Genomic DNA, 26,497 nt, shown 5'->3' on the forward strand with positions numbered 1-26,497 from the left:
CCGGACGGTCCTCAACGGGATCGTGTGGAAGTTCCGGACCGGCACGGCCTGGCGGGACGTGCCCGAGCGATACGGCTCCCGGGCCACGCCGCACACCCGCTTCCGCCGGGCCAAGGACGGCACCTTCGAGCGGATGCTCCGCGCCGCCCGGGCCAAGACCGACGCGGCCGGGGACATCGAGTGGCCGGTGCCGGCCGACTCCACGACCGTCCCGGCCCACCAGCACGCGGCCGGAGCGCGAAAAGGGGACTCCGCCCCCCGGGACTCGGCCGGCCCGGAGGCGGCCTGACCAGCAAGACCCACCTGGCCTGCGACGCTGCGGGGCGACCGCCCGCCCTTCACCGTCACCAGCCAGAACACCAACGACCGCACGCAGTTCACCGCCGTGATGAAAGCGGTCCAGGTGCCCCGGCCGGGTCCGGGACGGCCCCGGGTCCGGCCCGATCACGCCATCAGCGACAAGGGCCACAGCCCCACGGCCATACGCGGCCGGCTGCGGCGACGCCCTCGCATCGCTCCTGATGCGGGCGTGACATCTGACGACAACTCCTAGCGGCTGTCCTCCTCGCGCGCGGTCTCGGTGACCGGTGCGGGGCGCGGGCCCCTGACCCTGAACCGCTCCAGGGTCTTCGTCAGATGCTGCAACGGCGACGCGGGGGCGGGCACGGGGAGGATCCGGGGGCCGCCGTCCGCGCCGCCCGCCTCGCGCAGGGCGGCCAGCGCCTGGTGGGCGGCCTCGGCCGCCTCCCGGTACAGGTCACGGGACTTGGTCATCGCGTCGAGCGCCTCGGCGTACATGGCGACGAGCCGGCGCTGGCGGTCGAGTTCCTCCTCCAGGGTCAGCAGGTGCCACTGCTCGTGCAGCGCCGTGAGCGCCCGGTCGGCGTCCTCGGGCAGCGGCCGGTCCAGGGCGGCGTACGCGGTCACCGCCGCGACGAGCTCGGCCGGTGCGGAGCCGTCCAGGAAGACCGCGCGCACGGAGAACTCCCGGTCGTCGTACCCGGTGGGCGCCGGACTGCCGGGCAGGACGACCGCTCCGCCGCGCGGGACCTCCACGTCGAGCGGGCGCAGCGCCCAGTTGACGACCCGCAGCTGCTGCGGGGCCGCCCGGTGCTCCACCACGCGGTGCCGGAGCCCGGGCGGCAGGTGCCGGGCCAGAGGCACCCGCCCGCGCTCGTCGGTGGTGTGCGCCTCGTGCACGACGACGTGGATGCCCCAGTCGCTGCGTCCGGCGTCGCGCAGCAGACGGCGTACGGCCTTGTCGTCGTCGGGGAGCGGGTTGATGTCGCGCAGCCGCAGGCCCGTGGTGGTGTCGTGGTCCCAGGCGCTGTCCGGGGTGTCGGGCCAGAACATGGTGGCGGGCGAGGGCCAGGCGTGGTCCCAGTGCCGCTCGGCCTCGGCGACCAGCAGCCACTCCTGCCCGCCGTCCGAGGCGGGCGCCAGCTCCAGCCGGGCGCGGACCGTGACCGTGCCGTCCACGCGCCAGCGCGCCTCGAACACGCGGTGCCCGCCGCTGCCGTCCGCGCCGCCTTCCCCGGTCCCGGGCAGCTCGAGGTAGTCGTCGAGGATCTGGCCGGCCTTGAGGCGTTTCAGGGTGTCCAGGACGACGTCTGCCGCGTCGGTTCCGGTGTGGCGGCCACGGGCCGGCCAGGCGGTGGGGGGAGCGGGGAGTGCGGTTCGGGAAGTCGGCATGTGTCCATCTGGAGGCGGGGGCAGGGGCGACTGCCAGTATCACCGCCGCCGGGCACGGAAGATCGGCCGGGGGTGCCCGCCCGCGCCGGGTCCCGACGGCCCGCTGACGCCTCGCGCTCCCGGTCGGGGCGGGTGCCGCGGCCCCGGCGACGTCCGCCGCACCCGGCCCGCCCCTGACCGGACCGTCACCCGGACGAGGGGTTCCGGCAGGGGCCGGGCGGCCCCTGCCGCGCGCTCGGGGTGTGCGGGGCGCGCACGCGCCGGGCGCCGTACACACGTGGCCCGGGCGGGGGGCGGTCACCACAATGGTGCGCGCGGCCGGGGCCCGTTCACCATCCGCGTCGGGACGGGCCCCGGTCGTGTCCCACTGGTGGAAGGTGATGCAGCCGTTGCGGGAGCAGTTGTCGGAGTCGCGGCCCGGCGCGTCGTACTGGATGCCTCGGACCTTCAGCGTGGAGTCCGGCCGGGAACGCGAGCGGCCCGGAGGTGGTGCCTCCGGGCCCCTTCAGGTGGTGCGGGCTACGCGCCGCTCTCCCGCAGCATGTCCTCACGTTCAACGATCTTCACGCGTGCCCGGCCCTGTGGCTCGCCCAGGGCCTTCTCGGCGGCGTCCAGCCGGTACCAGCCGTCCCAGGTGGTGAAGCGGACGTCGTGCTCGGCGAGGAACGTGTCCACGGCCTCCGGTTGGGGGGCGGTCGGCGTGTGCAGGCGGCCGTTGGTGAAGTCGTCCAGGAGGTTCGCCACCGTCTCGTTGGCGTCGCCCTTGGTGTGCCCGATCAGGCCCACCGGGCCGCGCCGGATCCAGCCGGTGACGTACGTCGAGCGAAGGTGCTCGCCGCTCTCCTCGATGACCCGGCCGCCCCGGTCCGGGACCGTGCCCGAGTCCATGTCCCAGGGCAGCTTGGGGAGCTTGTCGGAGAGGTAGCCGACCGCACGGTAGACCGCGGTGACGTCCCAGTCCTTGAAGGCGCCGGTGCCCTTGACGTTGCCGGTGCCGTCCAGCGCGGTGCGCTCGGTGCGCAGGCCGACGACCTTCCCGTCCTCGCCGAGGATCTCGGTGGGGGACTCGAAGAAGTGCAGGTACAGCTTGTGCGGCCGGTCGCCGACGTCGCGGATCGCCCAGTTCTCCAGGGTCTTGGCGACCATGTCGGCCTGCTTGTTGCCGCGCCGGGTGGCGATCGAGCCGTCGTCGTAGTCGATGTCCTCGGGGTCGACGACGACCTCGATGTTCGGGGAGTGGTCCAGCTCCCGCAGCTCCATCGGGCTGAACTTTGCCTGCGCCGGGCCGCGCCGGCCGAACACGTGGATCTCCAGCGCCTTGTTGGCCTTCAGGCCCTCGTAGACGTTCGGCGGGATCTCGGTCGGCAGCAACTCGTCCGCCGTCTTGGCGAGGATGCGCGCCACGTCCAGGGCGACGTTGCCGACGCCGAGCACCGCGACCTTCTCCGCATCCAGCGGCCAGGTGCGCGGCACGTCCGGGTGGCCGTCGTACCAAGAGACGAAGTCCGCGGCGCCGTAGGAGCCCTCGAGGTCGATGCCGGGGATCGGCAGCGCCCGGTCGGCCATGGCGCCGGTGGCGAAGATCACGCCGTCGTAGAACGCGCGCAGGTCGTCCAGGCCGATGTCGGAGGGGTAGTCCACGTTGCCGAACAGGCGGATCTGCGGCTTGTCGAGCACCTGGTGGAGGGCCGTGATGATGCCCTTGATGCGGGGGTGGTCCGGGGCCACGCCGTACCGGATCAGCCCGAACGGGGCGGGCATGCGCTCGAAGATGTCGATGGACACGCCGGGTTCGGAGGCGACGTCGGACTTGAGCAACGCGTCGGCGGCGTAGATCCCGGCGGGGCCGGATCCGACGATGGCTACCCGCAGAGGGCGGGGCATGAGCGGTTCCCTTCGAGCGACGAACAGGCGACTCGACGGGAAGCCTAAGCTAAGGCAAGCCTAAGTTGGTACCGGGGTCCGGTCTATGGGGCCATAAGGCGCACTTATGGCAGGTCAAAGCCGAACGCGGGGAATACGGGCTCTACGCCGGGCCCAGGGAGCGGCTGCTCCGCCCAGATGACCTTGCCGCCCGGGGTGTACCGCGTGCCCCAGCGCTCCGCGAGCTGCGCCACCAGGAACAGCCCGCGTCCGCCCTCGTCGGTCATCGCCGCGTACCGCAGGTGCGGCGAGGTGCTGCTGCCGTCGAACACCTCGCAGATCAGCCTCCGGTCGCGCAGCACCCGCACACGGATGGGCGCACCGCCGTACCGGATGGCGTTGGTGACCAGCTCACTGAGGATCAGTTCCGTGGTGAACGCCAGCTCCTCAAGGCCCCACTCCGTCAGCCGCCGGCTCACCGCCGAGCGGACCTCGCCGACGGCCGCCGGGTCCGGCCGCACCGGCCACTGCGCGACCCGGTCGGGGCCCAGCGCCCGGGTACGCGCCACGAGCAGCGCGATGTCGTCGCCCGACCGGGACGGCACCCGGGCCTCCAGCACGGCCCGGCAGGTCTCCTCGGGTGAGGGGCCCGCGCTTTCCAGGGCCGTCCGCAGCATCCCGAGGCCCACGTCGATGTCCCGGGTGCGGTCCTCGACCAGCCCGTCCGTGTACAGCACGAGCCTGCTGCCCTCCGCGAGCCCCAGCTCCGCCGTCTCGAACGGCAGCCCGCCCAGCCCGAGCGGCGGGCCGGCCGGCACCTCCGGGAACTCCACGGTGCCGTCCGGATGCACTAGGGCGGGCGGCGGATGCCCGGCCCGGGCCACCGTGCACCGCCGGGACACCGGGTCGTAGACCGCGTACAGGCAGGTTGCGCCCGTGACCGGCGCGACACCGCCCTCGGCCGCCTCGTCCTGGTCGATGCGCCCCACCAGCTCGTCGAGGAGCGCGAGCAGTTCGTCGGGCGGCAGGTCCAGCGCGGAGAAGTTGTGCACCGCCGTCCGCAGCCGGCCCATCGTCGCCGCCGCGTGCAGGCCGTGCCCGACGACGTCGCCCACCACGAGCGCCACCCGGGCACCGGACAGCGGCAGCACGTCGAACCAGTCGCCGCCCACCCCGGCCTGCGCCGGCAGATAGCGGTAGGCGACGTCCAGGGCGTCCTGCTCGGGCAGCCGCCGCGGCAGCAGGCTCTGCTGGAGCGTCACCGCCATGCTGTGCTCGCGCGTGTAACGGCGCGCGTTGTCGATGGACACCGCCGCGCGGGCGACCAGTTCCTCCGCGAGCGCCACCTCGTCCGCGTCGAACGGCTCGGGCCGCTCGGACCGCCAGAAACTCACCACGCCCAGGATCAGCGCACCGGCCCGCAGCGGCACCGTGATCAGGGAGTGGATGCCGTACTCCACGATCTGCCCGGAGCGTTCGGCGTCCTGCGCCCGCCAGCCCGGCGCCCGCCCGAGGTCCGGCTCCAGCACGGTCCGCCCGGTGCTCAGACTCACGCCCTGCGGGGACGTCTCCACGAACCGGATGCGGTCGCCGACCGCGTACAGCGGGGCGTCCTTGCGGATCCCGGCGAGGGCCGTGCGGCGCAGCGCCGCCGACGCGTCGGGCTGGCCGCCGCCGAGCACCGTGTCGAACAGGTCCACGGTGAGGAAGTCCGCGAACCGCGGCACGGCCAGCTCCGCCAGCTCCTCGGCGGTGCGGGTGACGTCCAGGCTGGTGCCGATGCCGACACCCGCCTCGTACAGCATGTCGAGACGTTCGCGGGCCTCCTCGGCACGGCCGGACAGGGCCCGCAGCTCCGTGGAGTCGCGCAGGGTGGCGACGCTGCCGGGCGGGCCGCCGCCGCGGTCCGTGGGCCGCTGGTTGATGGCCAGCAGCCGGTCCTTGACCAGGTGCACCTCGTCCGTGGCGACGCGCCCGGAGGCCAGCAGGTCGGCGGTGTCCGGGTCGAGGGACAGGGCGAGCACGTGCCGGCCCTCGGCGTCGTCGGGCAGGCCGAGCAGGCGGCGCGCCTCGTCGTTGGCGAGCAGCAGCGTGCCGTCGCCGTCCACGATCAGCACGCCCTCCTTGACGGCGTGCAGCACGGCGTCGTGGTGCTCGTACATCCGTGTCATCTCGTGCGGGCCGAGGCCCCGGGTCTGGCGCAGCAGCCGCCGGCTCACCAGCGCGGCACCCGCCGTGGCCAGGGACAGGGCCGCGCCCGCCGTCGCCAGCACCAGCGGCAGCTGACGTGCGGTGGCGCCGCCCACGTGCGCGGTGGTGATACCCGCGGAGACCAGGCCGACGACCCGCCCGTCGGCGGCCCGGACCGGCACCACCGCCTGCACCAGCGGGCCGAGGGTGCCGTCGACCTCCTCGATCACGCTTCGCCCTGCCAGCGCCGGGCCGAGGGTCCCGACGAACTTCCTGCCGATGCGGTCCCGCTCGGGATGGGTGTAGCGGATGCCGTCGGTGTTCATGACGACGACGAAGTCGACCTTCGCCTGCCGGCGGGCCGCCTCCGCGCGGGGCTGCAGCACGGCCGTGGGGTCGGGGGCGTCGAGCGCCTCCCGGGTGCCCGGCGCACTGGCGAACGTCGCGGCGACGGCGAGCGAACGGTTGCGGGCCTCCTCGTCGTTGTCGTGCCGCACCTGGAGCACCAGGGCCGCGACCGCGGACAGCACCAGCAGCAGCACGATCACCACGACGAGCAGGAACACCTGTCCGGCGACGCTGCGTCCGCCCAGCACCGACCGCAGCCCCGGGGCGCGCAGCCACCGGGGCCGCTCCCCGTGCTGCCGCTGCCGTCCGGTCTGCCGGTCCGGCGCACGCCGCGGAGGGCTGCTGGGGCGCCGGGCCGACCGGGTCCCGGAGCGACCCATGAGTCGGACCATGTGCTCATGTCTACACTGCGCTGCCCCAGGAGGCGAGGGGCATCCCCCGCGGTGACGGACCGCGCTCCCGTGGAGTGGCGAACGTCGCGTCCGCGGGACAGCTGACCGGCCGTCCGAGCGGGTAACCGCCCCGGATGGGTGACATCCTTGTCGGTACGTGTTCGTGGACGGACCGGATGCTGGTCGGCAGCGGCTGGTATCCCAGCGGCTGGCGGGACGCCGAGAAGCGGCTGCGGTACTACGCCGGGCGGTTCCGCATCGTCGAGGTGGACGCGAGCTACTACGCCCTGCCGGGCGAACGCAACAGCAGGCTGTGGGCGGAGCGCACCCCGGACGGCTTCGTGTTCGACGTGAAGGCGTTCTCCCTCCTGACGGGGCATCGGACCCGCCCGTCGCTGCTGCCGGACGGCATCCCCGCCGACGCGGGCGACCCGCGCGTCCTGGACGAGGTGTGGGCGCGGTTCGCCGCCGGGGTGGAGCCGCTGCGCCGGGCCGGGCGGCTCGGGGCGGTGCTGTTCCAGTTCCCGCCGTGGTTCCGGCCCGGGCCGCGCGCGCGGGAGTTCCTCGAACAGTGCGCCGCCCGGACTGCCGGATGGCCCGTCAGCGTCGAGTTCCGCCACCCCGACTGGTGGCGGGAGGACCAGCGGGAGGCGACGGCCGGGCTGCTGCGCCGCTGCCGATTCGCCGCCGTCGCGGTGGACATGGCGCCCTCGCTGCCGACGTCCGTCCCGCCGGTCACGCCCGTGACCTGCCCGCGGCTGTCCGTCGTGCGCTTCCACGGCCGCAGCGCGGCATGGGGCACCGGCAGCAAGGAGGACCGGTTCCGCCACCAGTACAGCGATGCCGAGCTGCGCGAGTGGGTGCCCCGCGTGCGCGAACTCGCGGAGCAGACCGGGCAGGTGCACGTGCTGTTCAACAACTGCTGCGGCGACGCGTCCGTACGGGCCGCCGAGCGGATGAGCGAACTCCTGAAGTCCTGACGCCCGTCAGGGCAGGCGCAGGGTGCGCTTGGCGAGTTCGTACGCGGGGAGCATAGCGTCGTGCTCCTCGCTGTCCATTCCGCCCAGGTGCAGGACGACCGGTCCGCCGGGCGTCGCGACGGCGAGCGCGCGCTCCTTCTTCGTCTCGTCGAGAAGCTTGCTCATGTACCGGTACGTCACCTCCGCGCCGTCGAGCCCGCCGCTGGTGAAGGTCCGGTACGTCGCCCCGCTCGCCCCGTCCTCGGCGGCCACGAAGTCCTCCAGTACGGTCCGGGCGTCGCCGGCGCCCGGCTCGCCGGTCCACACGCGCAGGAACCCGATGTGCCCGGCCGGCTTGGCATCGATCTCGCACGCGGCCGTGACAGGGCCCTGGTGCAGGAGCGCGTCGGCGATCTCCTGGGCCAGTTCGGCGTCCGCGCCGTCCCCGCCGTCGGCCGTGGCGTCCACGGCCTCGGCCTCCCAGTCCGCCGCCACGTCGAAGGTCACCGGCAGCTCGCACGCCGAGTCCGCGCCGCCGACCCGGCCGCCGCTCTCGGCGACCCGGGCGGCACCGCCGGCCGCCTGCGACGCGCCCGCCGACGGTTTCGCGTCCGCCGCCTGCGACGCGCCGGCCGACGGCTTCGCGTCCGCCCCGTCGCCGTCCGCCGAACACCCCGTCACAGCCCCCACCAGCAGCGCCGCACAGACCGCCGCCCGTCTCGCGTTCCCCACCCCGACATCCCCTCTCACCTGGAGCCGCACACTGTAGCCGAGGGCGCCGGGCCTCCCGCGGGCACCGTCCGCGCCGCTCAGCCCGCGGCGTGTGCCGGTTGGGTGTCGCGGCTGCCGGGGTGGCGGTGGCGCCAGATCCAGAACACCGCGCTGGACACCAGTGCCCACCCGGCCAGCACCAGGAACGGGAAGGCGTGCTGGTGGCCGGCGAAGTACACGGCCGTGTGCTGGGCGTTGACCGACGCGCCGGGCGGCAGCCACCGGCCGATCGCGCCGAGCGGCGACGGCAGCAGCGGCCAGGACACCGCGCCGCCCGACGAGGGATTGCCCAGCAGCACCATCAGGCCCCAGGTCGGCAGCATCGCCCAGCGCCCGACGAGGGTGTTGAACATGGTGAACACCATGCCCGCGGCGAACATGGTCAGCGCGAGGATCGCCCACGACTCGGCGAAGGGCAGATCGAGCGCCCCCAGCAGCCAGTCCACGGCCGCGGCGATGGCGAACGCGCCGAGCATCGCGTACGCGGCCGTGAACGCGACCCGCTCCGCCGGGGTGAGCGCCCGCGCGTGCACGCTCAGCTGGATCGCGCCGACGAAGCCGATGATGACGGCGGCGAGCGAGACGTAGAAGAGGGCGAGACCGCGCGGATCGCCCTCCTGGAGGGGCTTGATGTCCCTGACGGTGACCGTCACGCCGGTCTCTCTGCCGACGGCAGCCGCCGCGTCGCCGAGTACCTCGGCCACCGTCGCCCCGGACGCGCCCGACAGTTCCACGGCGACGGACCGGCCGCCGCGCCGTACGTCGAAGACCGCGAAGACCTCCTGCTCCTCGACCGCCGCCCGCGCCGGTCCGGCGCCGGGGTAGGGGCGCACCTTCACCGAGGCGTTGAGCGCCTCCTCCATGCCGTCGAGGAACGTCCTGCCGTCCCCCCGCTCGTACGGGCCGACGACCGCGACGGGGATCGAGTGCGGGGCGGGGTCCGCCATGGAGTACGTGTACGACCCGGCGAACAGGCCCGCGGCCGCCGCCAGGATCAGCACCAGCACGCCGGCCGGCAGCAGCGGCGACTCCTTGAACCTCGCCCACCGCTGCTCGCGCGTCGGGGGTTTTCCGTGGACACCGTGAGCATGAGCACCGTGGGGCATGTCGGACATGGGGGACAGGCTAGCTCTGTGGTTCCGCGAACCGGCGGTGGGGCCCGGGGCCCCGTGGCCGGCGGCGGCCGGAGGCGTCCTGCTGGTCGCGGGCTGTGTGCTGCTCCTGCGGACCAGGCGCCGGGCGACGTGACGCCGTTGCGTGTTTGGGCCGCGCCACAGGGTGTACCCGTACCACAGTGACGGAACGGGTGAACCCGGACCGCACCGACCAGAACGCCCCAACGCAGGCCGAGGTGAATGACGGTGGCACGGGACAAGAAGAACAAGGCGAAGATGGACCAGCTCAAGGGCAAGGGCAAGGAGGCCGTCGGCCGCGCGACGGGCAACGAGAGGCTCGAGGCCGAGGGCCGCGCCGACCAGGTCAAGGGTGACGCCCGCCAGGCCAAGGAGAAGGCGAAGGACACCTTCCGGCACTGACGCCGACTTCTCCGGTGAGGGGCCCGTCCACACGGACGGGCCCCTCGCTCGTGCCGTCATGAACGCGCCAGCGGAGGCGGGAAACTGGCGCAATCGAATGTTGCGGATGTGTTTCGGAGCCCGCAGCCTGGCTGCGGGAGCGCTCCCACGTTCCCCGTTCAACATCCCCCATCCACGAACACTCGAGTGATCGAAAGATCCGAAAGAGGAGATCATGGCTTGTCATGCGCATGATCAATTGCGTTTCGACCGGGGCCCCCGCACCCGGCTCGGGCTGCTCCTGAGCGTGCTCACCGCACTGCTCGTGGCTCTCGTCCCGTGGAGCGGCACCGCCGTCGCCCACGGCTCGGTCATCGACCCGGCGACCCGCAACTACGGCTGCTGGCAGCGCTGGGGCAGCGACTTCCAGAACCCCGCCATGGCACAGCAGGACCCGATGTGCTGGCAGGCGTGGCAGGCCAACCCCAACGCCATGTGGAACTGGAACGGCTTGTACCGCAACGGCTCCGGCGGCAACTTCCAGGCGGTCGTCCCCAACGGCCAGCTGTGCAGCGGCGGCCGGACCGAGAGCGGCCGGTACAACGCCCTGGACGCCGTGGGCGCGTGGAAGACCGCGGACGTCACCAGCAACTTCACCGTGAAGCTGTACGACCAGGCCAGCCACGGCGCGGACTACTTCCTGGTGTACGTCTCCCGGCAGGGCTTCGACCCCACCACCCAGCCGCTGACCTGGAACGACCTCCAGCTGGTCGCCCGCACCGGCAGGTACGCCCCCAGCCAGAACTACTCGATCCCGGTGAGCACGTCCGGTTACACCGGCCGCCACGTCGTCTACACGATCTGGCAGGCGTCCCACATGGACCAGACGTACTTCCTGTGCAGCGACGTGAACTTCCGCTGACCCGGACCCGTCCCTGACAGGGATCGGGACCCGGGTTCCGTTCCCGGACCTGGCCCTGGCCCTGTTTCCGGTCCCAGCCAGGCCAGTGCCCCGCCGGACGAGCCGCGTCCGGCGGGGCACTGGTGACGGGAGCGCCGAGGGGCCGAGGCCCGTGGCGCGTCAGTGCGGCATGACCTCCTGGCCCGCCGCGGGCCGGGGTGCCGGCTGCCTGTCCGCCAGCCGGACCATCAGCAGCAGGAGCAGTGCCGCCACGGACGCCAGCGACGCGCACACGGCGGTGAGTCCGGCGCTCCAGGGCGGGGCGAGCATGACCTCCACGGCCCGGGTCAGGGTGGTGGACGGGACCCGGCCCTCCAGCAGGACGACACCGGCCACGCCCGCCGGGACGACGGCACCCGCCGCGAGCAGCCCGGTGCCGGGCCGGAAGGCGACCAGCACGGCCAGCACGACGCACGCCGCGGCAGCGCCGAAGGGCCCGGCGTAGGAGAGGAAGGGCGCGCCGTCACGGTGCGGCGGGAAGCAGGCAGCGGCGCACACCACGAGGGCCGCCGCCGCGACCCAGCTCGGCCAGAACAGCGGCCGGTCGGGCCGGTCACCCGCTATGCGCGGCGACTGGCCACGGGTGCGCATCCGGGGAGCCCTGCCCGTGGCCGGCGGAAGGTTCGGAACGGAGCCGGGCGACAGCCCGCTGCCCGCGGTGGTCTCCCGGTCCGGCGTGGCCGACGGTTCCGGCTGCCGGGCCGCTCCGGCCGTATGACGGCTCTGCTCCTCGCTCAGGCGCCCGATGAGCTCGACGAGTTCCTCGACCGGCCGGCCGGTCGCGGCGGCCCGGACGGCCTCCTCGCCGCAGTGCGGCTGCAGGGGCGCGCGGTGCAGCAGCGCCATCAGACGCGTCACGTCCTCGACGTCGCGGTTCTCGATCGCCGCGCGGATCGTGGCGTCCGCGCTGTCCGCGTCGCGCGGCGGCCGGGTCAGCTCGGCCACCAGCCGGGCGACGTCCTCCACGGGGCGGTCCACGGCGGCCGCCCGGAGCACCTCCACGACGGTCTGCGCGTACTCGGGCGACGCCTCCAGCAGGGTGACGAGGCGGACGACCTCGTCCAGTGGACGGTCGCTGACGGCGGTGTGCACCAGGTCACCGACGGGATCGCGGCGTTCACCCCCGGCCGGTGGCCGGCTCGGAGGGGCCGGGTGGCCGTGGGCGGCCGGCGTGGCGAAGGTGAGAGGTTCGGCAGACGGCGGCGGCGGCGCGGTGACAGCCGTCGCGGTCTGATTCGACGGGGATGTATTGGGGCCAGTGGTCATCTGCGCTCCATGGGGAGTGGTGCGGCCGCCGCTCCTGCGCCCCCGACAAGCGGCACGCGTGTTGCCTAGACCATTCCTAGGCCCGCCCGGTGCGACCTGCCACCCGGGTGACGCAAGGGGGTGACCCCCCGCGGCCCGCACACCCCTGCCTCCGACGACACGGGGAAGGGCGGGCCCCGGTGCTCGCGCTCCGTGGACCCGCCGTCGTGCGCCCGTGCGTCAGGCCGTGTGGAGCCGCAGCCCGTACCGGCCGAGGATCTCGTTGACCGGCTGGAACCACGTCTCGCCGCCGCTGCCGCAGTTGCCCCAGCCGCCGGAGGTGACGCCCTGCGCCTGGTCGCCGCTGATGAAGGAACCGCCCGAGTCGCCGGGTTCGGCGCAGACGCTGGTCTTGGTCATCTGGTGCACCGCGCCCTGGCTGTAGTTGACCGTCTCGTTCTTGGCCAGGACCCTGCCGCAGTGCCAGTGCGTCGTGGACCCCGACCGGCAGACGGACGCACCGACGGGCGCCTCCGCCGAGCCGCGCACCAGCTGGTCGGGCACGGTGCCCCAGCCGAGCACGACCGGCACCGTCCACCAGCCGCTGCCGACGCTGACCCAGGCGTAGTCGTTGTCGGGGAAGGAGGAGCCCTGGAAGGTGCCGATGTACGACCTGTCCCAGCCGTTCACCCCGGCCCCGGCCCGCCCGCAATGGCCCGCGGTGACGAAACCGCCGTGCACCGAGAAGCCGATGGAGCAGCGGACGTTCCCCGTGTAGTAGGGGTCGCCGCCGACGGTTCCGGCGGCGAACGTCCGGGGCGCGGCGGCCGTCTCCTGGACGGTGACCGGACCGGCCTCGCGGGCCCGCTCCAGGAACCGCCGCACGTCCGTGTCCCCGCGCTCGCCGCGGACGACGCCGACGACGACCGTTCCGGCCTTCGGGTCGACGTGCCAGCTGCTCACGCCGGCGGGCGCGGAGAGCTTGTCGATGCGGGCCTTCGCCGCGTCGAGTTCCCTCGCTGTGTGCTCGGCGGTGCGCACGGCGACGCCGGTCGCGCGCAGCTCTCGGACGGTCGCGGGGGAGGCGTCCTCGGTCACGGCGACCGTCAGCCTGCCGGTGGCAGCGTCGAACCACGAGCCGCCGTAGGACGCCCCTGCGGTGCGCCGGGCCTTCGGCTCCAGGGCCGTCGCCTTCTCCTCGGCGGCGAGCCGTGCCTCGGCCTGCGCCGGGGTCAGGCCCAGGTCCCGCTGCATGGCGGCGAGCAGACCGGCCGAGGCCCGCTGCCCGGTGGCGGGGGCCGGGGCGGAGGCGCCGTCAGCTGTGGGGAGGGCCTGTGCGGCGGCCGTGCCGCCGAGCACGAACAGCGCGGTCAGGGCCAGGACGGTGCGTGGCATGCGTCTCACGGGAGGTGCCCTTCTTTGTTCCGGCGAGGTGGGGGTGGAACGGCAGAACAGACTATGAGAGCGCTCTCAGAGCGGAAGTCTAGCCGTTGATCATGGACAGGTCCATGCCAATCAACTGGTCCATGCCCATCGGCTCGCCGGTCTCCGGTGAGCCCCCCGACTCGCGTCAGGACACCGCGGCCCGCGCCGCGTCGAGTTCCTTCTGGAGTTCCGCGTTCACGGCGTTCTGGTGGCCGACGAGGAAGAAATGACCACCGGGGAAGACCTGCATGCGGAACGCGCCCTCGGTGTGCCCCTGCCACGCCGAGGCCTCCTCCAGGGTCGTCCGGGGGTCGGTGTCACCCGTCAGCACGGTGACCGCACACCGCACCCGGCGCCCGGGAGGGCAGCGGTACGTCTCGATGGCGCGGTAGTCACCGCGGATCGCCGGCATGGCCATCCGCAGCAGATCCTCGTCCCCGAGCACCACCGAGTCGGTGCCGCCCAGCAACCGCATCTCGGCGACCACACCGTCGTCGTCCCGCAGATGGACCCGCTCGTCACGCCGGGCCGACGGGGCGCGGCGCCCCGAGGCGACGACCGTACGCGGCGGATTGGCGCCGGACGCCTCCAGCCGCAGCGCCGTCTCGAAGGCGAGGACGGCGCCCATGCTGTGCCCGAAGAACACCGTCGGCTTCCCGCTCAGCCCGCCGATCTCCTCCGCCACCCGGTCCGCGAGCACCCCGATGTCCTCGACGCACGGCTCCTTGCGACGGTCCTGGCGCCCCGGATACTGCAGGGCCACCACGTCCACCTCCGGGGAGAACCGCGCCGAGACCGGGTGGAAGAAGGTCGCCGACCCGCCCGCGTGCGGAAAGCAGACGAGCCGTACGGCGCTGCCGGGGGACGGATGGTAACGGCGGATCCAGGCCGTGGTGGCGTCGTCGGCGATACGCGACATGGCATCCCTCTCCGAAAGGCGTCGTCGGTGCGGCGGCCCGGCGGTGCGTCCGCCCGCCGTCGCCCGGCCGGTGAAGAGGGCTCACGAGCCGCGACACCCCCGCACGCGCCCCCCGCCCGGCCCGGCCGGTCACATTATCCGGCCGGAACCATCGACGCCACCGGCCGAAAGACGGGCATCCCGCCCTGACTTGCTGTTTTAAAGTGACCTCAGCAGTTCAGTTCGAACAGTGGACCTGTGAGGTACTCGCGACCATGCCGACCGAAACGTTTGAGTTCCAGGTAGAGGCCCGTCAGCTGTTGCAGCTGATGATCCACTCGGTCTACTCGAACAAGGATGTCTTCCTGCGGGAGCTCGTCTCCAACGCCTCCGACGCGCTCGACAAGCTGCGCCTCGCCGCCCTCAAGGACGACGCACCCGGCGCCGACGTCTCCGACCTGCACATCGAGATCGACATCGACAAGGACGCCCGCACGCTCACCGTGCGGGACAACGGCATCGGGATGTCGTACGACGAGGTCACCCGGCTCATCGGCACCATCGCCAACTCCGGGACGGCCAAGTTCCTCCAGGAGCTGCGCGAGGCGAAGGACGCCGCCGGGGCCGACGGGCTCATCGGCCAGTTCGGCGTCGGCTTCTACTCCAGCTTCATGGTCGCCGACGAGGTCACCCTGGTGACGCGGCGGGCCGGCGAGACCCAGGGCACCCGCTGGACCTCCCGCGGCGAGGGCACGTACACGCTGGAGACCGTGGACCAGGCGCCCCAGGGCACGGCGGTCACGCTCCACCTCAAGCCGGCCGACTCCGAGAACCAGCTCCATGACTACACCTCCACCTGGAAGATCAAGGAGATCGTCAAGCGGTACTCGGACTTCATCACCTGGCCGATCCGGCTGACCCCCGAAGGGGGAGACGGAGACAAGGCCGAGCCCGAGACGCTGAACTCGATGAAGGCCCTGTGGGCGCGCCCGCGCGACGAGGTGTCCGACGACGAGTACCACGAGCTGTACAAGCACATCAGCCACGACTGGCGCGACCCGCTGGAGACGATCCGGCTCCAGGCCGAGGGCACCTTCGAGTACCAGGCGCTGCTCTTCCTGCCCTCGCACGCCCCGCACGACCTGTTCACCCAGAACTACCGGCGCGGGGTCCAGCTGTACGTGAAGCGCGTCTTCATCATGGACGACTGCGAGGAACTGCTGCCGCCGTACCTCCGCTTCGTCAAGGGCGTCGTCGACGCGCAGGACCTCTCGCTGAACGTCTCCCGCGAGATCCTCCAGCAGGACCGTCACATCCGCATGATGCAGCGCCGCCTGACGAAGAAGGTCCTGGCCACGGTCAAGGACCTGATGACGCAGGCCCCGGACCGCTACGCCACGTTCTGGCGGGAGTTCGGTTCGGTCCTGAAGGAGGGCCTGGTCACCGACTTCGAGAACCGCGACGCGATCCTCGCCGCCTCCTCGTTCGCCAGCACGCACGACGCGGAGCAGCCGACCACGCTCAAGCAGTACGTGGAGCGGATGAAGGACGGGCAGGACGCCATCTACTTCATGACGGGCGGGTCCCGGCAGGCCATCGAGAACTCCCCGCACATGGAGGCCTTCCGCGCCAAGGGCATCGAGGTGCTGCTGCTCACCGACCCCGTGGACGAGGTGTGGGTCGACGCGGTCGGTGAGTTCGAGGGCAAGCGGCTGCGGTCGGTCGCCAAGGGCGAGATCGACCTCGGCGGCGACGAGGACGGCAAGCCCGACGCCGAGAAGGAGAAGCAGGGCGAGGAGTACGCCGCGCTGCTCGGCTGGATGACGGAGCACCTCGGCGAGGACATCAAGGAGGTCCGCCTGTCCTCCCGTCTCACCGTCTCCCCGGCCTGCGTCGTCTCCGACGCGGGCGACCTGACGCCCGCCCTGGAGAACATGTACCGGGCGATGGGCCAGGAGGTCCCCAAGGCCAAGCGGATCCTGGAACTCAACCCGGAGCACCAGCTCGTGAAGGCCCTCAAGCGGGCCTACACGGAACGCGAGGACCGCAGCGAACTCACCGAGACCGCCGAACTCCTGCACGCGCTCGCCGTCCTCGCCGAGGGGGGCCGGCCGAAGGAGCCGTCGCGGTTCGTGAAGCTGGTGGCGGACCGGCTCGAGCGCACCCTGTAGCGGTACGGCACCTGCCCGAGCGGCGCCCGCGGTCGACCCGGGTGCCGCTCAGGGCTTGATGCCGATGGCGCCGTACAGGGCGATGTCCTCGTCCCGGATGTCCTCGCGCGTCGCGGCGGGCCGCCACTGCGGCCACGCCCCGGTGACGCCGCCTGTGCGCCGTCCGCAGCCCTCACCCATCCGGGTTCGGCCAGGAGGAGTTATGGCACACCGCGTTTGCGGTGTCTGCCCGGTCCGCCTCGCCCGCCCGGCCTGCCCGCAATCCGCTCAGTGCTCTGCCGACGACACCGTCAGGCCGAACAGCGACCCGACGGCCGCCGCGAGCCCGCCCGCGCACGCGGCGGCGGGCTCCATGGGCACCGACATCCTGCGCAGTGCCCCGCACAGGACGTCCTCCAGCAGTGCCACCTGTCCGCCGAGCATCCGCGCTCCCGAGGGGCCGTTCGGGTCCCGCCGGGAGAGATGCGTGAGCACTTCCTGCGCGCCGTACTGCAGTTCCTGGAGGGCCTCCCACTGCGCCTTCGGCCCCTTTCCCCGCCTCAGCACCTCGGGCAGCTGCTGGATCAGACGGGTGTGCCACATCGCCAGCGCGCCCTCCATCTCCGCGCGCAGCCCGTCGAGGCAGAGCCGCAGGACGGCAGCGCCCGTCGTCACCCCGACCACCGGAGTGCTCGCCCTGGGAGCGGTCGGCGCCGTGGGTCCGGCGCCCAGGTAGTTGCGCAGGACGACGGGCATGACCTCCGCCTCGGCGGAGGCGGCGCGTTCGTCGGGCGCCAGTACCGCGCATACCGGGGCGAGGCAGTGGGCGGCCTGCTCGGCCGCCGTCTGGCACGCGTAGTCAGTGGGCACGATGCGTTGTTCCTTCCGCCGGGCCGCCTTGCTGCGGTCAGTTCGTGTCCGGTTGCACGCTGTGAGACGGCCGTCGGTTCACCGCAATGGCGGAAAACCGCACATTCACAGGAATCGGGCCGGAACCGTGCACTCCCGCGGCGGCCGTTGGGCATGGCGGTGGCTCACGGCCCGCCGGTGCGGGCGGTTCCGGTTGTCAGTGGCGGCTGTGATCCTGCCCGGTATGGATGAGCTGGAATTCATGCGCGGCCGGGTCTACGGCGCCGACCACGACGACGCGGCGCCCCGGCCCGGGCGCGTGTACGCGGAACTGGTGGGCGGCCCGCTGGACGGGCTGCTCCTGGACGTCACCGACCGCACGGAACGCGAACTGCGCGGCGGGGTCGTCCTGCCGACGGAAATCGGCCGCCACGGCCCCGGCGGCGGCGCCGTGTACGCCCCGCGAGGCCCGGGGGATCGCCGCTTCGACTGGCGGGGGGACGTGCCGTGAAACAGGCCTTGCCGTCGCCAAGGGCACCGGATGCGAGGCCGGGGGAGCGGAGAGCGCGGCGCCGGGACGCGTGGGCGGGACGACGGGATGGAACACCTGCGTGCGGGTCCCCCGGCACTTCCGGGGAACCCGCTCCGCGCGACGGGGCCGGGGCGTCAGATGCCGCAGGTGGGCGCCGACCAGAAGCGGCTGCTGCGGTGGTCGAGGTGGGTGTGGTCGTTGTGGTCCGGGTAGCCCGGGCCGAGGATGCCGTTGAAGCCGTGGTACCGGGCCTGCTTGGCCAGGGTGCACAGGGAGTGCGGTCCGGCGCCGAGGTCGGCGGCGTCCCCGTACAGGTGGCGGCTGCTGCTGGAGCCGCCCACCGCGTCGTTGCAGGCGTACGACCTGAAGCCGCTGGTGACCGTGATGGGCTGGTCGCCGAGCGCGTGCCGCAGGGCCTCCAGCTTCCACATCGTCCGCAGCGCGTTGGCCTTGGCCGTCGCCGCGCTGACCGCGCCGCCCGACCAGGTCGAGTTGCAGTCGTTCAGCTCGGCGTAGCTGAAGTGGATCGGCGTGCAGTCGTCGTCCTGGAGGGCGTACAGCTTGTTGTAGGTGTTGGACCCGGCGATGCCGTCGGCGGCGAGGCCGTACGCCGACTGGAAGCGCTTGAGGGCGGCCGAGGTGGCCGGGCCGAAGCTGCCGTCGACGGCCAGCACGGACCCGTAGCCGGCGTAGCCGCCCAGCCGGATCTGGAGCTGGGTCACGTCGGAGCCCGAGGCGCCCTCGGAGAGGGTGCGGGTCCAGGTGTAGCAGCCGTCGGCGTGCGCGGTTCCCGCGGTGGCGACGGTACCCACCACGGCGCCAGACATGATCATGACAAACGCGACGAGGAGTCGGGCGGTGCGTCTGAGCATGCGATCTCCTGTAGGGGGACGGGAGTTGGGGCTGGGATTCCCAGCCGTGTTACGCGCGTCAACCATGGAGCACGCGGGCTGCGGGACGCAAGGGTGGATGGTGTGAAGGTCTCCGCCCCGGCGCGGTGACTGCGGCGCCGGGGCGGGGACGCGGGGGGGCGGGGCGGTCAGGGATCAGGGACTGGCGCAGGTGATGCTGGTCGGCGCCGCCGGGGAGCTGCCGCCGACGGTGAAGCCGAAGGTGGCGGTGGCGTTGGCCGCGAGGGCGCCGTTCCACTGGGTGTTGCGCACCGTGACGGATCCGCCGGTGCCGGTGTGCACGCCGTTCCAGAGGCTGCTGATGGACTGGCCGGAGGCGAGGGTCATGCCGACCGTCCAGCCGCTCAGCGCGCTGGTGCCGGTGTTGCGGACCGTCACCTCGCCCTGGTAGCCGCCCGACCAGGAGTTGACGATCCGGTGGCTCGCGGTGCAGACGGCGCCCGGGTCGCCGGGTCCTCCGCCCGTGCTGCCGCCGGTCGTGCCCCCGCTGGTTCCTCCGGTGGTGCCTGCTGTCGTTCCGCCGGTCGTGCCTCCGGTGGCGCCGCCCGTCGTGCCGGAGTCGGTGAGCGTGGGGGTCTGCCAGTTCCTCCACTGGGCGAGACTGCCGGACTTGGCGGGCGAGACCCGGAACACCCCGGGAGCGGTGCCCGAGTCGCGGAGGAACCTGGCGATGCTCTGCTGCAACGGCGTCCGCCACTCGGACCTGGTGGCACAGTGCGTGCCGTCCTGGACGTCCGACCAGTACGAGATGTTGGGCCCGGCTCCGAGCGCCTTGTAGACCTCGGCGCCGCCCAGGGCCGCGATGCTCCCGGACCGGGCGCCCAGCCAGTCGACGTGCGGGTTCTCCATGATGAACAGCCCACGCGGCGCGATCATGGCCACCACCTCGTGAGTGTCCACCGGCAGGTTGGCGGGGCTGCTGGTGAAGGAGCCGAACGCGTCGCCCAACCACGGCTGTTCCGAGTAGGCGCTGCTCAGCGGCTGGGCGCCGCTCTCCCCGGGGATCCCGCGGAAGATGCCGGTGCCCGCGCTGCCCGATTCGATCGGCATGGTGAGGTCGATGCGCTGGTCGAACGCTCCGGCCGCGAAGGCGCCCTTCCCGAACCGCGAGCACCCCGTGACCCCGGTCGCGTCGGCCCGCAGAACGCTGCCGCCCGACTGCTCGACGACGTCGATGATCCGGCTCACGCCCCAGGCCCAGGCCACCAGGAGTCCTGCGCTGTTGGAGGAGCCGTGGATGCTGTAGAAGGCGCCCTGCTTGTTGCTGCGGGGTGTGCCCTCCTTGCCGACCGTGTACGGGTCGAAGTTGATGACGGCCGCGCCCGAGGCCTTGATGGTGGCCGTGTCCGCCCCGAGCCCGCCGAGGACGACGACCGCCGGGAACGGGCCGGTCCCGCTCGGCAGTTCGACGCTCGCCGAGAAGGACGCGGTCCTGCCCTGGTGGCTGACGTTCACGGTGATGCCGGTGCGTGAGACCGTCCCGGTCACGCTCTCGGGTTTGCCGGGCTTCTGGCCGTAGACGGACCGTTCCGCCAGTTCCTTGATCTCGGCCCGTCGGCAACGCCAGTCGGCCTTGGTGGAGATCCGCGTGCCGTCCAGCTTTCTGAACGGGTCGGGGAGCAGGGAGTTGGCGGCCGGGGAGCCGGGGTTCGGTACGGGGCAGTCGGCGCCGTCGTCCTCGACGCCGGGCTCGGCCTGCACGGCGGCGGGCACGAGGCTGTCGGCCGCGTGGGCCGTGTCGGCCCGGGGGGCGAGGGTGGTGGTGGCGAGGCCGGCCGCGACGACGAGGGCCAGGGCCGCCCATGGTCGAGACCGCTGTCCGGGCAAGCGCATGAGACCTCCAGGGAGCGGGGGGCGAATAGGTGGGAGCGCTCCCAGGCTAGGAAGAGGTCCAGGGCATGACAACAAGCCGGTGCGAGACGGTTGAGGTTGTCCACTTTCGATTTTCTGTCGAAAGTTCAGTGAACCATTGACCTGTGGGAACCGTGAGAAGTGGCCCCGAGCTTTCGGCGGACGGAGCATACCCTCTCCGCCGAAAGTTTCGATCAATGGTCGACGGGATTTCGGCCCTCTGCGGGCCACTATGTGAAGGGTGCTGTTCCGGCCAATGGGGGTGGCGCCGAAGCGGTCTGGCTCACCCCCCGGGCGGCCGACGTCACCCGGCCGTGGCGCTCTCCGGCTCGGTGTTCTCAGCGCTCCGGGCGACGTCCGGTTCCTCCGCCTCCCAGCGCAGCAGATCGCCCGGCTGGCACTCCAGTACCTCGCACAGCGCGGCGAGTGTCGTGAAGCGTACGGCCTTGGCGCGGCCGTTCTTCAGCACCGCCAGGTTGGCGGGCGTGATGCCGACGCGTTCCGCGAGCTCGCCCACGGACATCTTCCGCTTGGCCAGCATCACGTCGATGTCGACGGCGATCGGCATCAGATCACCTCCGACAGTTCGGCCTGCAGCTGTGCCGCCTCGACGTCCCGTGCGACGGCCTGGGCGAGCAGCATCCGCAGGACGAGCACCACGAGCGCGACCCCCAGGATCGCCACGCCGACCCCGCCGATCAGCAGGACCACGCCCGGGGCGACGGCCTCACCCGGCGCCAGGACGGTCCCCAGGGCGAACACCAGCAGGGCCGCCGCCACGACGGCGCCGGTCACGATGTGCACGCAGCGGAAGGCGGCGTGGGAGAAGACCGTGCCGCGCCGCACCATGGTCACCAGCCGCCACACGCAGACCAGGACGACCTGGGCCGTCACGATGCCCAGAACGATGATCACGAGGACCGGGGTGCGCAGGTGCGCGACGTCCGGATCGAGCTCCCTCATGTCGATGGCCAGCAGTGGCACCATCACCGCCTGGACGAACACCGAGCCGGCCAGCAGCGCCACGAGCACGGCCCGCAGCGCGAGGACCGTCAGCTTTCCCATTGTCTCTCCTTCGATCGAGCCACGATGGAAATCTATCGAAAGTCGATAGGGGGCAGCAAGGGGGGTATCGAAAGTCGATAGATCGCGGCAAGGGGGATGACGAGGGGCCAGGTGTCTCAGCGCGCGGTCGGTGGGTACTCGTCCGGCCACCGCACCAACTACCACCAACCACCGGCAACGACCACCGACAACGTCGACGTCACGGCCCCCGTGGCCGGGATGAAGGAGAGTGCACAGCGATGACGCAGCCGCCCCACGACGAGCCCACCGCCGCGAGCCCCGAGGAACTGCGCGAGCAGATCGAGCGGACCCGCCACGAACTGGGCGACACCGTCGAGGAACTGGCCGCCAAGGCCGACGTCAAGGCACGCGCCCAGGAAAAGGCGGCCGCGGTGAAGGAACAGGCGGCAGCCCTCAAGGAGCAGACGGCCGCGAAGGCGTCGGTGCTGACCGGGCAGGCGAGGGCCAAGGCGGCCGAGGCCGCGCACGTCCTGCAGGACAAGCTGCCCGAGCCGGTCAGGGACAAGGCCGCGGCGGCTGCCGGACAGGCCAGGGCCACGGCCGACCGGGCCGAGCAGGTGTGGCAGGACAAGGCCCCCGAGCCGGTGCGCGACAACCGCACCGTGCTGATCGTCGCCGGTGCCGCCCTGCTCGTCGCCTGCGTGCTGCTGCGCCGAAGCAGGCAGTGAAACAAGCGGGGAAGCAAGCAGGGAAACGAGCGGTGACACACGCAGTGAGGCAAGGGGTGAAGCAAGCCGAGAACCACGCGGGGAAGCCGGTGCGGCGTCGTCCGGGCACCCGGGTGCCGCCGCGCCCCCTCACCGCCGTACGAAAGGCGCTGATCGTGTCTGCTCGTCGCGCGTTGCCCGCGCTGACCGCGGGCGCGGCCACCGGCCTGGTGCTGCTGCTGCGACGTGCCGCGACCCGCTCGTGGCGGGGCGGCAGGCGGCACGGCGCGAGCGCGGCCCGCCCGCCGTGGCGCCGCACCGGGGCCGCCGACCGTCCGGCACCGACGGACCGCGGCCCCCGGGCGCGGGAGGACCAGGAAGCGGCCGAGCTGGTCGAAGAGGCCGAGGAGCACGTGTACCAGTACTGGCAGCGGCTGCGGGCGCAGCAGCCTCCGCCGGACTGAGGCCCCGCAGGGTCCGCGGCGGACAGCCGGGGCATCGCCGCGTCCACGCCGAGCGGCACCCCCGGCTCCGCCTCCAGGAAGCGCCCCGGTCCGCCCGGCGGGAGCAGCAGCGGCGGCGGTGCCCGGAATTGCTCCAGCGCAGCGTCCAGCCGTCCCGGCCCGCCGGCTCGATGCGGGCGACGCAGGCGGTGGTCAGCAGCGGGCCGCCCGTCACCTCCATGATCCGGTCGAGCCTGCGCAGCGCGGTGCCCAGCGCGATGCCCCTGTCGAACGAGAGCGCCCGCAGCATGCTCCGCGTCTGGGACATGGCTGCCGCCGCCTGCATGTCGTGGCCGATGACATCACCGATGACGGCGACGCACGAGCCGTCGTTTCGGCCGCGCCGGGCGGGTGGCGCCGATGGGAGTCGGGTGCCCGTACGTGTCCTTGCGGAGGCACCGCGCGAACGCGGTCTCGCCCTGCGGAAATGACCAACTGGCCCGAAACCGCGCCCGGTTGGTCGATCGCGCGGAGACTGGTGATTTACCCGATGCCGCGCGTCGGGCGGCTGACGAGACTTCGGTGCCTGCTACCCCCCTTCCGCATGGAGGTGCCGATGTCCGGCCCGCTCACGAGACACCCGGTGACCCACCGCCGGCGCACGTCATGGCCACGGCGAGTGGGAGTGCTGATCTGCGCACTCCTGCTCTCGGCCGTGGGAACGGCCTTCGTCCCCGCCGCGGCGGCCGAAGGACCGACCGCCACCACCCGCCACGGCCAGGTACGGGGCAAGGCGGGCGAGACCGCGACCTCCTACCTCGGCATTCCCTACGCCGCGCCGCCCGTGGGGCAGCGCCGCTGGAAGCCGCCCGCGCCGCCCGAGCGCTGGCCGGGCGTCCGGGACGCCACCACCCCCGGCAACCCCTGCATGCAGCGCATCCAGTCCAGCCCCTGGGGCAACCTGGCCGGCCCCGGCACACCCAGCGAGGACTGCCTCTACCTGAACGTCTACACACCCGCCCAGCGTTCCGCGCAGCAGCGGCCGGTGATGGTGTGGATCCACGGCGGCGGCTTCACGGTCGGCTCCGGGACGTTCTACGACGGGAGCAACCTCGCCGCCAAGGGCGACGTGGTCGTCGTCAACTTCAACTACCGCCTCGGCGCGTTCGGTTACTTCGCCCACCCGGGCCTGGCAGCCGAGTCGTCGCTCGGCCTGTCCGGCAACTACGGGTTGCTCGACCAGCAGGCGGCGCTGCGCTGGGTGCGGGAGAACATCGCGGCGTTCGGCGGCGACCCCGGCAATGTCACGATCTTCGGAGAGTCGGCGGGCGGCGGCAGCGTCTGCCAGAACCTGGTCTCGCCCCGCACGATCGGCCTGTTCGACCGGGCCATCGCGCAGTCGGGCTGCGGATTCCCGCTGCCCACCCAGGAGTCGCAGCAGAACAACGGCACCACCTGGGCGAACTCCCTGGGCTGCGCCGACGTGGCCTGCCTGCGCGGCAAGTCCGCCGACCAGCTGCTCACCGCCGCGGCGAGCCCCACGGCACGCTGGGTGCCCAACGTCGACGGCAAGGTACTGCCGCTGCAGGTGCCGGACGCCCTGGAGAGCGGACGCTTCCACCAAGTCCCCGTCCTGCAGGGCACCACCGCCGACGAGGGCAGGCTCACCGTGGCGACGACGTACGACCTGGCCGGCCGGCAGCTCACCGCCGCGGGCTACCCGGCGGCGGTCCGCGCGATCCATGGCGACCGGGCCGACACGATCCTGGCGCGCTACCCGCTCACGGACTACGGCACGCCTGCCGAGGCACTCGGCGCGATCCTCACGGACTCGCAGTTCGCCTGCCTGCAGTCGCGGACCGCGCGCCTCATGGCCGGGCACACCCGCTCCTACCAGTACGAGTTCGCCGACCGCAACGCCATGGACTACCTCGGCCTGCCGATCAGCTTCCCGATCGGCGCCCCGCACGGCTCGGAGATCCGGTACGTCTTCGGCGGCGTCTCGGGCACCCCCGCCCAGAACGCCCTCTCCGACAGGATGATCGGCTACTGGACCAACTTCGCCAGGACCGGCATCCCGTACGCGGCGGACGCCCCGCGCTGGAACCTCTTCCCGAAGGTGCTGACCCTCGCCCCTGAGGGAATCACCTCGGGGACGACGTTCCCGCAGGACCACAAGTGCGACCTGTGGGACGCTCCCGCGACACAGCGCTGACCGGCGGGGGACGGCCCGCGGTGGCCGTCCCCCGACCGTGCAGTCGACATCGAGGGCCGGGCGGATGCACCGGGCGAAGACCGTGCCGGCCAGGATCACGGGGGCGGCGGTGCCGCCGAGGATGCTCAGCAGTGCGTTGCGGCGCCACAGGTGCAGGCCGACGGTGACGGCCAGGGCCGCGAGCGGGGCTGTGGTCCGGGCCGCGGTCACCGGCAGATCGCGCAGGCCCCAGGTGACGGCGGCGGCGGTTGCCCCACCGCCCCGCCCGTGGGGGAGCAGCCCGAACCGGAGTCGTCCGATGTGCGGGGCCGTCCCGCGGAGGGGAGTCTGTGGGGCATGCAGCGAAAGGGCCCGGGGCGCGGGCGCGGCGGTGAGCGGGACGTCGAGGCGGTGATTGACGAGTTGTACGTCACGCTGCCGTCGCAGTTCGTCGCGCGCCGTGCGGAACTGGCCGTCGCCGCCAGGACGGCGGGCCGCGCCGAGGATGCTCGCCGTATCCGCGCCGCGCGGCGGCCGACCACGGCGGCCTGGGCGGCGAACCTCCTGCTGCGTTCCGCGCCCGAGGAGAGCGGGCAGTTCCTGGAACTGGGGCGAGAACTGCGCGAGGCCTACCGGACGCTGGACCCCCAGGGGCTCAAGGAACTGTCCGCGCAGCGCCGGCGTGTCGTCGCCGCGCTGTCGCGGGAAGCCGCCGGGTTCGCCCGGGAGGCGGGGCTGCGCCTGTCGGCGGCCGTGCAGCAGGAGGTCGAATCGACCCTGCAGGCGGTGCTCGCCGACCCGGAGGCGGCGGACCGCTGGGCCACCGGCCGCCTCGAAGCCGCCCTCACACCGCCGTCGGACTTCCTCTCCGGCAGCGGACCCGTGCCGAGGGCCCGGCCCAGGTCCGCCCCGGCCGAGGCGGCACCGCGCCCCGCCCGGCGGCGCGCGGACACCCCCGCTCAGCGGCCGACGAGGGACGAACTCGCCGAGCGGCGCCGCCGGCGGCAGGAAGAACTCGGCCGGGCGCGTGAGGCGGCCGAGGCGGCCGAACGGCAGGCCCGGGACCGGCGTGCGGAACACGCGGACGCCGAGGAGTCCCTGCGCCAGGCACGGGACCGTCACGACGAGGCCGAACGGCAGCTCGCCGCCGCTGAACGACGACTGGAACAAGCACGCGAGGAACTCGAGCGCACCGGCCACGAACGGCACCGGGCCGAGGAACGGCACCGCTCGGCCGCCGACGCCCTGGCCCGCGCCGAGCGGGAGGCGCGCGAGGCCGCGAAAAAGGCCGAGCGACTGGCCGGATCCCGCCGCAGCTGACCGGCGGCCCGCCCGGTTCCCACCGCACGGTCACGTCCCGCGGCGCGGCCGGCGGAGCCCGCGTCGCGGGAGCGGCCGTCGTTCCCGCCGGTGTCGCCACGACCCGGTGGCGCGGGCGGCGCGGCACCGAAGGCGCAGACGCCATGCGGCCCGCCCCCACCGGACGCTGTTGGTTAATCCGGGCCGAGCGTGACGTCGGTCTTCACGATCCAGTTGTGGTCGTGGAGACCGACGTTGTCGTGTGGGGCGGGGTATC

The 26,497-nt window shown here is 73.0% G+C and carries 24 protein-coding genes and 2 pseudogenes; 10 read left to right on the forward strand and 16 right to left on the reverse strand.

Features of this window, described 5'->3' with window-relative positions; genetic code table 11:
• Nucleotides 1-289, forward strand: a 289-nt coding sequence (locus AB0M97_RS29545; protein ID WP_365964047.1) for a transposase, incomplete at its 5' end; no start/stop codon positions are given.
• A gap of 260 nt (nucleotides 290-549) precedes the next feature.
• On the opposite strand, the gene AB0M97_RS29550 is transcribed toward AB0M97_RS29545, so the two are convergent.
• The 3 genes from AB0M97_RS29550 to AB0M97_RS29560 all read right to left on the reverse strand — a co-directional run bounded on the left by AB0M97_RS29550 (nucleotide 550) and on the right by AB0M97_RS29560 (nucleotide 6,485).
• Entirely contained in the window at nucleotides 550-1,692 is a 1,143-nt protein-coding gene (locus AB0M97_RS29550; RefSeq protein ID WP_365964048.1) for a hypothetical protein, read from the reverse strand.
• A gap of 519 nt (nucleotides 1,693-2,211) precedes the next feature.
• Nucleotides 2,212-3,576, reverse strand: a complete 1,365-nt coding sequence (locus AB0M97_RS29555) for an FAD-dependent oxidoreductase (RefSeq protein WP_365964049.1) — start codon at nucleotides 3,574-3,576, stop codon at nucleotides 2,212-2,214.
• A gap of 104 nt (nucleotides 3,577-3,680) precedes the next feature.
• Nucleotides 3,681-6,485 carry a SpoIIE family protein phosphatase gene (locus AB0M97_RS29560; RefSeq protein WP_365964050.1) on the reverse strand — a complete coding sequence of 935 codons (2,805 nt, stop codon included), beginning with the start codon at nucleotides 6,483-6,485 and terminating at the stop codon, nucleotides 3,681-3,683.
• Between the two features lie 134 nt (nucleotides 6,486-6,619).
• Here AB0M97_RS29560 and AB0M97_RS29565 point away from each other — a divergent pair, with 134 nt between their 5' ends.
• Complete coding sequence (locus tag AB0M97_RS29565; RefSeq protein ID WP_365964051.1) at nucleotides 6,620-7,465, forward strand: DUF72 domain-containing protein; 846 nt, start codon at nucleotides 6,620-6,622, stop codon at nucleotides 7,463-7,465.
• 6 nt (nucleotides 7,466-7,471) lie between these two features.
• Here AB0M97_RS29565 and AB0M97_RS29570 read toward each other — a convergent pair whose 3' ends face one another.
• Together AB0M97_RS29570 and AB0M97_RS29575 are read right to left on the reverse strand one after the other, a co-directional pair.
• Nucleotides 7,472-8,125, reverse strand: coding sequence for a lipoprotein (locus AB0M97_RS29570; protein ID WP_365964052.1), 654 nt, complete (start codon nucleotides 8,123-8,125; stop codon nucleotides 7,472-7,474).
• 128 nt (nucleotides 8,126-8,253) lie between these two features.
• The gene (locus tag AB0M97_RS29575) at nucleotides 8,254-9,321 is read right to left on the reverse strand and encodes an ABC transporter permease (RefSeq protein ID WP_365964069.1); all 1,068 of its coding nucleotides are present in this window, start codon (nucleotides 9,319-9,321) and stop codon (nucleotides 8,254-8,256) included.
• A gap of 255 nt (nucleotides 9,322-9,576) precedes the next feature.
• Between AB0M97_RS29575 and AB0M97_RS29580 the strand changes: the two genes are divergently transcribed.
• Both AB0M97_RS29580 and AB0M97_RS29585 read left to right on the forward strand, forming a co-directional pair.
• Nucleotides 9,577-9,750, forward strand: a complete 174-nt coding sequence (locus tag AB0M97_RS29580; RefSeq protein WP_365964053.1) for a CsbD family protein — start codon at nucleotides 9,577-9,579, stop codon at nucleotides 9,748-9,750.
• 214 nt (nucleotides 9,751-9,964) lie between these two features.
• Nucleotides 9,965-10,651, forward strand: coding sequence for a lytic polysaccharide monooxygenase (locus tag AB0M97_RS29585; protein WP_365964054.1), 687 nt, complete (start codon nucleotides 9,965-9,967; stop codon nucleotides 10,649-10,651).
• Between the two features lie 159 nt (nucleotides 10,652-10,810).
• Here the strand turns inward: AB0M97_RS29585 and AB0M97_RS29590 are convergent, their stop codons facing one another.
• From AB0M97_RS29590 to AB0M97_RS29600, 3 genes are all read right to left on the reverse strand, one after another.
• Complete coding sequence (locus tag AB0M97_RS29590) at nucleotides 10,811-11,956, reverse strand: hypothetical protein (protein WP_365964055.1); 1,146 nt, start codon at nucleotides 11,954-11,956, stop codon at nucleotides 10,811-10,813.
• A gap of 219 nt (nucleotides 11,957-12,175) precedes the next feature.
• Nucleotides 12,176-13,330 (reverse strand): S1 family peptidase, encoded by a 1,155-nt coding sequence (locus tag AB0M97_RS29595; RefSeq protein ID WP_365964056.1) that lies wholly within the window; start codon nucleotides 13,328-13,330, stop codon nucleotides 12,176-12,178.
• A gap of 175 nt (nucleotides 13,331-13,505) precedes the next feature.
• Entirely contained in the window at nucleotides 13,506-14,279 is a 774-nt protein-coding gene (locus tag AB0M97_RS29600) for an alpha/beta fold hydrolase (RefSeq protein ID WP_365964057.1), read from the reverse strand.
• A gap of 254 nt (nucleotides 14,280-14,533) precedes the next feature.
• Between AB0M97_RS29600 and htpG the strand changes: the two genes are divergently transcribed.
• Complete coding sequence (gene htpG / locus AB0M97_RS29605) at nucleotides 14,534-16,429, forward strand: molecular chaperone HtpG (protein ID WP_365964058.1); 1,896 nt, start codon at nucleotides 14,534-14,536, stop codon at nucleotides 16,427-16,429.
• 48 nt (nucleotides 16,430-16,477) lie between these two features.
• Here the strand turns inward: htpG and AB0M97_RS29610 are convergent, their stop codons facing one another.
• Nucleotides 16,478-16,609, reverse strand: a complete 132-nt coding sequence (locus AB0M97_RS29610; RefSeq protein WP_365964059.1) for a hypothetical protein — start codon at nucleotides 16,607-16,609, stop codon at nucleotides 16,478-16,480.
• Nucleotides 16,610-16,696: 87 nt separating this feature from the next.
• Nucleotides 16,697-17,278, reverse strand: a complete 582-nt coding sequence (locus AB0M97_RS29615; protein WP_365964060.1) for a hypothetical protein — start codon at nucleotides 17,276-17,278, stop codon at nucleotides 16,697-16,699.
• Nucleotides 17,279-17,501: 223 nt separating this feature from the next.
• Between AB0M97_RS29615 and AB0M97_RS29620 the strand changes: the two genes are divergently transcribed.
• The gene (locus AB0M97_RS29620; protein WP_365964061.1) at nucleotides 17,502-17,768 is read left to right on the forward strand and encodes a hypothetical protein; all 267 of its coding nucleotides are present in this window, start codon (nucleotides 17,502-17,504) and stop codon (nucleotides 17,766-17,768) included.
• Nucleotides 17,769-17,923: 155 nt separating this feature from the next.
• On the opposite strand, the gene AB0M97_RS29625 is transcribed toward AB0M97_RS29620, so the two are convergent.
• From AB0M97_RS29625 to AB0M97_RS29640, 4 genes are all read right to left on the reverse strand, one after another.
• The gene (locus AB0M97_RS29625; RefSeq protein ID WP_365964062.1) at nucleotides 17,924-18,661 is read right to left on the reverse strand and encodes a D-Ala-D-Ala carboxypeptidase family metallohydrolase; all 738 of its coding nucleotides are present in this window, start codon (nucleotides 18,659-18,661) and stop codon (nucleotides 17,924-17,926) included.
• Nucleotides 18,662-18,835: 174 nt separating this feature from the next.
• Nucleotides 18,836-20,533: a cellulose binding domain-containing protein gene (locus tag AB0M97_RS29630; protein WP_365964063.1), complete on the reverse strand. Its 1,698-nt coding sequence runs from the start codon at nucleotides 20,531-20,533 to the stop codon at nucleotides 18,836-18,838.
• A 322-nt stretch (nucleotides 20,534-20,855) separates the two neighbouring features.
• Nucleotides 20,856-21,119: a helix-turn-helix transcriptional regulator gene (locus tag AB0M97_RS29635; protein WP_365964064.1), complete on the reverse strand. Its 264-nt coding sequence runs from the start codon at nucleotides 21,117-21,119 to the stop codon at nucleotides 20,856-20,858.
• Nucleotides 21,119-21,616, reverse strand: a complete 498-nt coding sequence (locus AB0M97_RS29640) for a DUF2975 domain-containing protein (RefSeq protein ID WP_365964065.1) — start codon at nucleotides 21,614-21,616, stop codon at nucleotides 21,119-21,121. Before AB0M97_RS29640 ends, AB0M97_RS29635 begins: the two co-directional genes overlap by 1 nt.
• 239 nt (nucleotides 21,617-21,855) lie before the next feature.
• On the opposite strand from AB0M97_RS29640, the gene AB0M97_RS29645 reads away from it, so the two are divergent.
• Together AB0M97_RS29645 and AB0M97_RS29650 are read left to right on the forward strand one after the other, a co-directional pair.
• Entirely contained in the window at nucleotides 21,856-22,305 is a 450-nt protein-coding gene (locus AB0M97_RS29645; protein ID WP_365964066.1) for a DUF3618 domain-containing protein, read from the forward strand.
• A gap of 56 nt (nucleotides 22,306-22,361) precedes the next feature.
• Entirely contained in the window at nucleotides 22,362-22,748 is a 387-nt protein-coding gene (locus AB0M97_RS29650) for a hypothetical protein (RefSeq protein WP_365964070.1), read from the forward strand.
• 172 nt (nucleotides 22,749-22,920) lie between these two features.
• Here the strand turns inward: AB0M97_RS29650 and AB0M97_RS29655 are convergent.
• Nucleotides 22,921-23,073 (reverse strand): annotated as a pseudogene (locus AB0M97_RS29655) (SpoIIE family protein phosphatase); the annotation flags it as partial.
• A gap of 369 nt (nucleotides 23,074-23,442) precedes the next feature.
• Between AB0M97_RS29655 and AB0M97_RS29660 the strand changes: the two are divergent.
• Nucleotides 23,443-24,942 (forward strand): carboxylesterase/lipase family protein, encoded by a 1,500-nt coding sequence (locus tag AB0M97_RS29660; RefSeq protein ID WP_365964067.1) that lies wholly within the window; start codon nucleotides 23,443-23,445, stop codon nucleotides 24,940-24,942.
• Nucleotides 24,943-25,014: 72 nt separating this feature from the next.
• Here the strand turns inward: AB0M97_RS29660 and AB0M97_RS29665 are convergent.
• A pseudogene (locus AB0M97_RS29665) lies at nucleotides 25,015-25,179 on the reverse strand (AzlD domain-containing protein); the annotation flags it as partial.
• A gap of 99 nt (nucleotides 25,180-25,278) precedes the next feature.
• On the opposite strand from AB0M97_RS29665, the gene AB0M97_RS29670 reads away from it, so the two are divergent.
• A complete protein-coding gene (locus tag AB0M97_RS29670; protein ID WP_365964068.1) occupies nucleotides 25,279-26,241 on the forward strand; it encodes a hypothetical protein in 963 nt (320 codons plus the stop codon).
• Nucleotides 26,242-26,497: the final 256 nt, after the last annotated feature.

Source organism: Streptomyces sp. NPDC051207 (assembly GCF_040682395.1).
Classification (GTDB): Bacteria; Actinomycetota; Actinomycetes; order Streptomycetales; family Streptomycetaceae; genus Streptomyces.